Source organism: Cellvibrio sp. UBA7661 (genome assembly GCA_002483365.1).
In the GTDB taxonomy this organism is placed as follows: domain Bacteria; phylum Pseudomonadota; class Gammaproteobacteria; order Pseudomonadales; family Cellvibrionaceae; genus Cellvibrio.
This window is the reverse complement of the sequence record DLHT01000002.1, coordinates 51,813-59,625: the sequence shown is the minus strand read 5'-3', so window position 1 is coordinate 59,625 and position 7,813 is coordinate 51,813. Positions and strand designations below refer to the sequence as shown.

8 protein-coding genes are annotated in these 7,813 nt (G+C 46.9%); 3 read left to right on the top strand and 5 right to left on the bottom strand.

Annotated features, from left to right (window positions below):
* Positions 1–31: 31 nt before the first annotated feature.
* Positions 32–970, bottom strand: a complete 939-nt coding sequence (gene ylqF / locus B2739_RS00295) for a ribosome biogenesis GTPase YlqF (RefSeq protein WP_331343883.1) — start codon at positions 968–970, stop codon at positions 32–34.
* 27 nt (positions 971–997) lie between these two features.
* Positions 998–1,315 carry a hypothetical protein gene (locus tag B2739_RS00290; RefSeq protein ID WP_331343882.1) on the bottom strand — a complete coding sequence of 106 codons (318 nt, stop codon included), beginning with the start codon at positions 1,313–1,315 and terminating at the stop codon, positions 998–1,000.
* Positions 1,316–1,448: 133 nt separating this feature from the next.
* On the opposite strand from B2739_RS00290, the gene B2739_RS00285 reads away from it, so the two are divergent.
* Positions 1,449–2,687 carry a sugar efflux transporter gene (locus tag B2739_RS00285; protein ID WP_331343881.1) on the top strand — a complete coding sequence of 413 codons (1,239 nt, stop codon included), beginning with the start codon at positions 1,449–1,451 and terminating at the stop codon, positions 2,685–2,687.
* 3 nt (positions 2,688–2,690) lie between these two features.
* Here the strand turns inward: B2739_RS00285 and B2739_RS00280 are convergent, their stop codons facing one another.
* The 3 genes from B2739_RS00280 to B2739_RS00270 all read right to left on the bottom strand — a co-directional run bounded on the left by B2739_RS00280 (position 2,691) and on the right by B2739_RS00270 (position 5,414).
* On the bottom strand, positions 2,691–3,350 hold the full coding sequence (locus B2739_RS00280; RefSeq protein WP_331343880.1) for a hypothetical protein: 660 nt from the start codon (positions 3,348–3,350) through the stop codon (positions 2,691–2,693).
* Between the two features lie 76 nt (positions 3,351–3,426).
* A complete protein-coding gene (locus tag B2739_RS00275) occupies positions 3,427–3,846 on the bottom strand; it encodes a DNA polymerase III subunit chi (RefSeq protein ID WP_331343879.1) in 420 nt (139 codons plus the stop codon).
* 2 nt (positions 3,847–3,848) lie between these two features.
* Positions 3,849–5,414, bottom strand: a complete 1,566-nt coding sequence (locus B2739_RS00270; protein ID WP_331343878.1) for a leucyl aminopeptidase — start codon at positions 5,412–5,414, stop codon at positions 3,849–3,851.
* Positions 5,415–5,661: 247 nt separating this feature from the next.
* On the opposite strand from B2739_RS00270, the gene lptF reads away from it, so the two are divergent.
* Complete coding sequence (gene lptF / locus B2739_RS00265; RefSeq protein ID WP_331343877.1) at positions 5,662–6,762, top strand: LPS export ABC transporter permease LptF; 1,101 nt, start codon at positions 5,662–5,664, stop codon at positions 6,760–6,762.
* Positions 6,755–7,813: an LPS export ABC transporter permease LptG gene (gene lptG / locus B2739_RS00260; protein ID WP_331343876.1), complete on the top strand. Its 1,059-nt coding sequence runs from the start codon at positions 6,755–6,757 to the stop codon at positions 7,811–7,813. Before lptF ends, lptG begins: the two co-directional genes overlap by 8 nt.

The window sequence follows — 7,813 nt, the reverse complement described above, 5'->3', positions numbered from 1 at the left end:
GGCTAGGGGTTTGTCAGCGGTCTGTCGCCGTTTAACGGCGATTTTTTTTGGTCTTTAACCGGCGAATCCGGTCGGCTTCTTCTTTTTCGATCCGCTTTTTTTCGTCCTCTATCTTGGCAGTTTCGACTTCATGTTGGGTCATCTCTGGTGTTTCCCAGCTGATTTGTCCCAGTAAGCCTGCGCGCAACTCGGTAATTAAAATCGATGAGACTTTCTGAATTTCCACGCCGCCACCTTTACGGGTGCAGCCACGTTTTACACCGATTGCGTCCAACAATTCCAAATCGGTTTCGGGCAGCTCATCTAATCCATAACGATTTTTTAACGCATCCGGATAGGCTTTAAGCAAATATTCCGCTGCATATAGCGCGATGTCCGCATAATCAAAAACTGTATCTTTTATCGCGCCGGTAATGGCCAGGCGGTACCCGCAAGAAGCGGGTGATAATTTGGGCCACAAAAATCCCGGTGTATCGGTAAGTAAAATACCATTATCTAATTTAATTTTTTGTTGGGCTTTGGTGACACCGGCTTCGTTACCGGTCTTTGCAATGACACGGCCTGCCAGTGTGTTGATGATGGTGGATTTACCGACATTCGGGATTCCCATAATCATCGCACGTGCAGGGCGAACTTCACGTTGGCGTTCGCTGACAAGGCTGGTGCAGACGTTGAGCAGATTGCGTATTTGCTCAGGCCGTTGCTGGCTAACGGGTAGGGCCTTGACGCCTTTTTCCTGCTCCATTTTTTCAACCCACAGTGCGGTGATGTTGGGGTCGGCCAAATCGGCTTTGTTGAGTAATTTGATCAGTGGCGTGTCGCCGCGCAAACTCGGCACCAGTGGGTTTTCACTGGAAAAAGGAATGCGCGCATCAATCACTTCGATAACAACATCCACATGAGGCATAACTTCCGCAATTTCTTTGCGCGCCTTGTGCATGTGGCCGGGGAACCAATTAATGGTAGACATGGGGACTCTCAATTTTGTAGGGCGATATTAAAAACTATCCAAGGGTTCGCTGGTGTCAAAATGATGCAACAGTAAGCAGGTTTCGTCTTCTTCGCTTTCGCAAATAACAACCGAGACGGGTGAGATGACGTTGCTGTAGTGGGCATCTTTATAAAGGCATTTTTTAAGTTCTTCCCATAATTGTGCAGGGAATTCGGTAAAGAAATTAAAGCTTAAATAGAGTTTGCCCTTTTCTTCGATGGCATCGATTTCGGGTGAACGGATATCGCGCACACGCTGTAAAAAAGCAGCACGGTCAAAATCACGGCTGTGTTTGGGTTGTATCTGGATGCTGATGCAATGCATAGCGCATATCCTCAAGGTCAGGTGATGTGATTATACAGAAACTGGCATTTCCAGGCCTGATGTTGGTGATTCGGGGTAGTTTTAGGATTGGCGATTGGGAGGTGCCTGCCGGCTGTAACCGGTTTCGGTTATCATGCCCGTTTATTTTTCTGATTCGGTCATATTTGTGTCTTCACCATTATTTAGCCCCATTGCCCTTGGCATGTACTTGTTGTTTTTTATCGCCGGATTGGTGGGCGCTTTGGTATTGCCAACGTTCAGTCTATTCCTGGCGTCTGAAATTGGTGCCCGGCCGCTGTTGGTTGGGTTGGCATTTGCGGGGATTGCCGTAGCGAGTATTGCCTATAACCACTGGCTTGGTCATTGGTCAGATAGGCTTAAGGATCGTCGCCCGTTAATTATCCTGTGCTGTGCGTTGGGTGTATTGGCGTGTGCGGTTTTTGCGGTATCACGTGATTACCGTGTTGTGGCATTGACGGCGGTGTTTCTGCTGAGTTTGTCGATGGTATCTTTTTCGCAGATTATGGCGTTTAGCCTGGATTATGCCGAAGCAGAAATCCCTCTTGAACGCATTCCATTATTCAATGCGATTATGCGTGCGCAAATTGCTTTTGCGTGGGTTGCCGGGCCGCCACTAGGATTTTTTCTGGCGACTTATTGGAGTTTTGCGGTGAATTATACGGTGGCTGGTGGTTTGTATTTTGTGGTTGCGCTTGCCTCTTTGAAATTGCTTCCGCGCTTATCCAAAAAACAGGTTTCGCTTGATGATAAGCCCGTCCAATTACCCTCGTTAACACCTGCGATTAAACGATCACTAGTGTTGTGTGCGATTGCATTTTCATTGATGTGGGGTGTGAATAACGCCTACCTGATCAGCCTGCCTATTCACCTGAAAGATAATTTGCAGTTTGCACCCCAGTGGATGGGATGGGTGATGGGAACAACGGCAGCGTTGGAAGTGCCTTTTATGTTATTGGCCGGTTATTACGCAAGCCGTTTTCGATTGATTAATTTGATCCGCTGCGCTGCTGTTGCAGCCTTGTTGCTTTATGTGGGGGTCTATTTTGCGAGTGAGTTGTGGCATTTATTCATATTGCAAATTTTCAATGCTGTTTTTATTGGTGTGCTGGCAGGGTTGGGTGTATCTGTCATCCAGGATTTGATGCCAGGCCGATCGGGTGGTGCTTCTGCGCTTTACACCAACACGACACATGCCGGTAATTTACTAAGTAGTTTGATGGTAGGGGTGGTCGCCGATTTTTACGGTTATCATCAGGTGTTTTTAGTTAATATCCTATTGGTTGTAATGGCGTTATGGGTGTTTGGCAAAGTTAAAAGCTCTCGCGATTTAACTCAGGCCGCAACACCATAGGCTTTACAAGTCTTCATCTTCGTTGAGCAGTTTTTCCAGATCCTCGACGCTCATCGCAAATAACCGGTGGCGCAATTCGGATTCGATTTGCGGCATCATTGCGGTTATTACCTCATCGATTAAATGCTGGCGTGGTTTGTTGGTTTTATGTGCGATATTTTTCGTTGCGCTGATAATTTTTTTTGCGGTCTCATATTCAAACAAGGGCGGCGGATTATTGCCGTGTAAACGCTCGCGAATATGTTGAGGTAAAAACGGGTTTTCGCCACTGGCTTTGGCAAGTGGTTTTGTTGTTGTGTTCTGCGCAGGTTTTGTATGGTGATGCTGAGGGTGCAAATGAGATGCAAAACCGTGCCTTTTCTGTTCTGGATGATTACTTTGTTCTTGATGACTGTGGTGTGACTGCGCTGCAGTGGATGCTGTAGTTTTGATAGCAGCATCAGTGTTGTCGAACAAGGATCCCTGACCAGGTAAAACCGATTCGTGTTGAGTAAAAGAAAGGGATGATGGCGCAAATGGATTTTCTTGAGGTTGCGCCTCTACTGGCCATTCATCCGCTTCCAGTTCTTGCAAAATGGGAATGTCATCCTCTTCCAGCAATAACCCTTTTATGGACTCCAGCTCCTGCAAAATTTCAGCTTTGGTTTTATGTGTATTGGTCATCTGATTTGCCTTCCATCACATTTTTTCGCGCGGGTTATTTTGTTATTTTTCGCTCAGCTTGTATCGCATGATTAGATTACAGTTTTCTGGTTTCTATCGGATAGCCGCGACTTTTATAAAAGCTGAAGCGTTCACGGCTGGCAGCTAACATAGCTGGTTCCTGTATAACAACCTCTGCCAGACGCGCAAAGCGGCTGAAATAGGTTGGTGTTGTCTTGCTCAAGTTAAGCAACAAACCTTGATGATCGCCAGCTTCAGCGTTGTAGGTGATCTCTACCGGTGAGGGTTTACCTGAATTAATCAGCTGGTGAGGGATAAAACTTTCAGGTTTGAACGTCCACAGCAACTCATCAAACTGGCGCGCTTCCGCTTCGGTATCCATGGCAACCAATACTCGCATTCCCATGCGGTGGGCTTTGTCAGCCAAACGGCAGGCGAACAACCAGCGTGCATCGCTGGTTGTTTCCGGCAGGATATAAAAATCAACTTGCGTCACAGTCAAACCTGATTCATTAAATATTGCACAAGCATGGAAACCGGGCGGCCAGTCGCACCTTTGGCACCACCGGAGCGCCAGGCTGTACCTGCGATATCCAGATGAGCCCACGCGAATTTTTTGGCGAAACGTGACAGGAAGCAAGCTGCTGTCACGCTACCTGCTTCGCGGCCGCCGATGTTAGCCATGTCGGCAAAATTGCTGTCGAGTTGTTTTTGATAGTCGTCCCACAATGGCATATGCCAGGCGCGGTCGGCCGCTTCCTCACCCGCTTTCAACAATGCTTTGGCAAGCTCATCATTGTTGCTGAACAGGCCGGTAGCGTGATTGCCGAGTGCAATTACACAAGCGCCTGTAAGTGTTGCAATATCAACCACTGCTTTGGGCTTGAAGCGTTCGGTGTAGGTGAGCGCATCGCACAGCACCAGGCGACCCTCGGCATCGGTGTTCAGAATTTCAATGGTTTGGCCCGACATAGAGGTCACTATGTCTCCGGGCTTGGTTGCACTGCCGTTCGGCATATTTTCAGATGCTGCAATAACACCAACAACGTTGATGGGTAATTGCAACTCCAGCAGTGTTTGGATTGTGCCCAGTACACTGGCCGCGCCACACATATCGTATTTCATTTCATCCATGCCTGCGCCAGGCTTGAGGCTGATGCCGCCAGTGTCAAAGGTGATGCCTTTTCCTACCAAGGCGACAGGCGCTTGCTTCTTTGTGCCGCCTTTGTACTCCAATACGATGAGTTTGGCAGGTTGGTCGCTGCCGGCTGCAACGGACAAGAGTGAGCCCATGCCAAGCTCTTTCATTTGTTTTTCTTCAAGTACATTCACGCTCAACTTTGCTTGTTTGTGAGCGAGACGCTTTGCTTGATTGGCAAGATAAGTCGGGGTGCAGATATTGCCGGGCAAATCGCCCAGTTCACGCGCAAGATTAACGCCTTTTGCGATGGCTTGGCCAAGTAGCAATCCTTTCGTTGCTCCTGTTGTTTGTGCTTTGGTGGCACCAAAGATGACCTTTTTCAGTTTCAGGCTGATATCGGTCGGTTTGCTTTTTAGCTTGTCAGCACGGTAATCCAAAAGGCTCAGATTTTCCGCAATCTGGCGGGCTTGCCACTCAACAGATTGATCGGTGACGCTGATTTCAGCTAGTGCCAGGGTAACTTCGCTACAGGGCGTTGGGCGCAAGGCTTCGCTTATTTTTTGGATAGCTTTGCGGAAATTCTCAACACTGATGTTGCCATCTTTCGGGGCTCCTACACCCAGAACCAGCAAGCGTTCTGCAGCAATGCCCTGTGGGTTTAATAGCAACAGGCTTTGTCCGGCTTTGCCTTGAAAACCTTCTCGCTTCAGTAGTGCCTCCAGTTGTTGGGCGTCGGCGCTATTGATTGCGCTTGCGGAGGGCGACAGCTTCACCCCTTCATAGCATCCAACAACCAGACACTGGGTAGTGTGTTTTACCGGGTCAAGTACTTTGCTAGAAAACTGGATGACGTTGTTTTGGGTATTGGCTGGTTTAGTAGACTTTTCTGAGGCTTTTTTGGTGGTGGCTTTGGCGGAAGTCATAAGTAATCCTTGGTGAAGAATACAGGGGAAAATTCGCTCAAGACAAAACGGGCGCTGTACGTGATAATGCCACAATTCGCATAGGGGATGGCGGCAAAATTCAACCTGAATCGGAACCATGCCGTCTGGTTTGTGTCACTTTCCCTGTATGTTTTTATCTCGGTCAATATTTTTCAGAACGCTTATTGTATTGCTGGATAACTTTTGAGCAGTGCAGCGTTTCAGGTTTCATATCAGGATTATTATTTTGATTATTTTTCGTTATCTCTCACGGGATTTATTGATTACCAGTCTGGCAGTGACAGCTGTTTTACTGACGATTTTTTTATCAGGTAAGTTCAGCGATTATCTTGATGATGCTGCTCAGGGCAAGTTGGCGGTAGATGTGTTATTCACGATTATTGCCTACCGTATGCCTAACTTGTTGGAATTGATTTTACCTTTGGGGTTTTACTTGGCAATTCTGTTGACCTATGGACGAATGTACATTGAAAGTGAAATGGTGGTGCTATCAGCAACAGGCATGAGTCAGTGGCAGCTAGTGCGTATTACCCTCATACCGGCTGCACTCGTTGCGATTATTGTTGCTGCGTTTAGTTTCTGGGTAAGTCCATTGGGCGCGCAACTCACAGAACAAACATTGGCAGAGCAACGCAATCGCAGTGAATTTGAAAGTCTGCAAGAAGGGCGTTTCCAGTCGATTGGACAAGGGCGCATCATGACGTATGTGGAGCAAGTGAGTGATGACAATAAGCGTCTTGAAAAAGTATTTGTTGCACAGCAAGACGGCCAGGCAAGTTCTACAATTGTTATTGCAGAAACCGGTGCACAGGCCTACAAGCCCGACTATGGTCAGCGTTATTTGGTGCTACACAACGGGTATCGGTATGAAGGTCGTCCGGGGACCAGCGAATTTAAGATAACCCGGTTCAGTGAATGGGGGCGGTACTTGCCTCCGACAACCAGCGTGGCGGAGTTTGAAAGTGAGGCGGATGCCAAAACAACAGCACAGCTGTTGGCCGCTGACGACATTGAAAGTAAAGCGACTTTGCAATGGCGTATTTCTATGCCATTGATGGTGTTGATTGCCACGTTACTTGCTGTTCCGTTGAGCAAGACCAATCCGCGTCAGGGGCGTTATTTAAAAATGCTGCCTGCTATTTTGATTTATGTTTTTTATCTTTCGTTTTTAATCAATGCGCGCGGAGCAATTGCTGAAGGTGATCTGCCCGTATGGTTAGGCGTTTGGGTTGTACATATTCCATTTTTATTGATCGCACTATTAATGCTTAATTGGCAGGTGTTATTGCAGCCTCGCACTAAAGCAACGAGGTCTGCCCATGCGTAAAATTACGGCTTATATCTCGCGTACGGTTTTTTTCGCAATCGCGCTAACGCTCTTGGTATTTATTTCATTGGATTTTGTGTTTGGCTTAATTGGCCAACTGGAAAAAGTCACTGAAACCTATACAGCATTGGAAGCTTTTTATTATATGGCGTTGACAGTGCCACGTCGTCTGTACGACCTGATTCCTTATGCGTGTCTAATTGGTTGTTTAGCTGGATTAGGTCTACTTGCTAGCACCAGTGAACTCGTCATCGTGCGTGCAGCGGGTGTATCGGTAAGGCGCATTGCCTGGATTGCACTTCGTCCAGCTTTGGTTTTCATTATGATTGCATTAATGTTGGGTGAGTTTGTTGCCCCTTATACCGAACAAATGGCGGATAACCGTCGGCATTTTTTGAAATACAACGTAACCCAGCAGGCACCACAAAAAATGTGGAACCGTGAAGGCAATGAATTTATGTACGTGAGTGCGGTACTGCCTAATGGTGTTATTTATGGTTTGACGCGTTATCACTTTAATGATCAACACCAATTGGAATCAGCAAGTTTTACAAAAGAAGCGGTTTATCATCAGGGATATTGGCAGGAAAAAGACATTTCTATTACCCATCTTGAGCAAGATTCAATCCGGATAGAAACAATACCTGAACGACGCTGGGAAACGCCATTGACACCCAACTTATTCAATATTCTGGTGTTGGCACCGGAAGATATTTCCATGCGCAACCTGCATTACTATACCAATTACCTGAATGAGCAAAATCTTAAATCCAGTAATTACAGTTTGGCATTTTGGCAAAAATTCTTACAGCCAATTGCCACTGCCAGTCTGGTGTTAATTGCTATTTCGTTTGTATTCGGTCCTTTGCGCAGCGTGACAATGGGGCAGCGTATTTTTACTGGTGTGGTGTTTGGAATTGTTTTTGTGCTGTTGCAAAAATTGTTGGGGCCGTCGAGTCTGGTATTTGGCTTCCCTCCGTTAATTGCTGTGATGATTCCTATATTGCTATGCATCGCACTCGGAATTTATTTACTCAACAGAGCGCGTTGA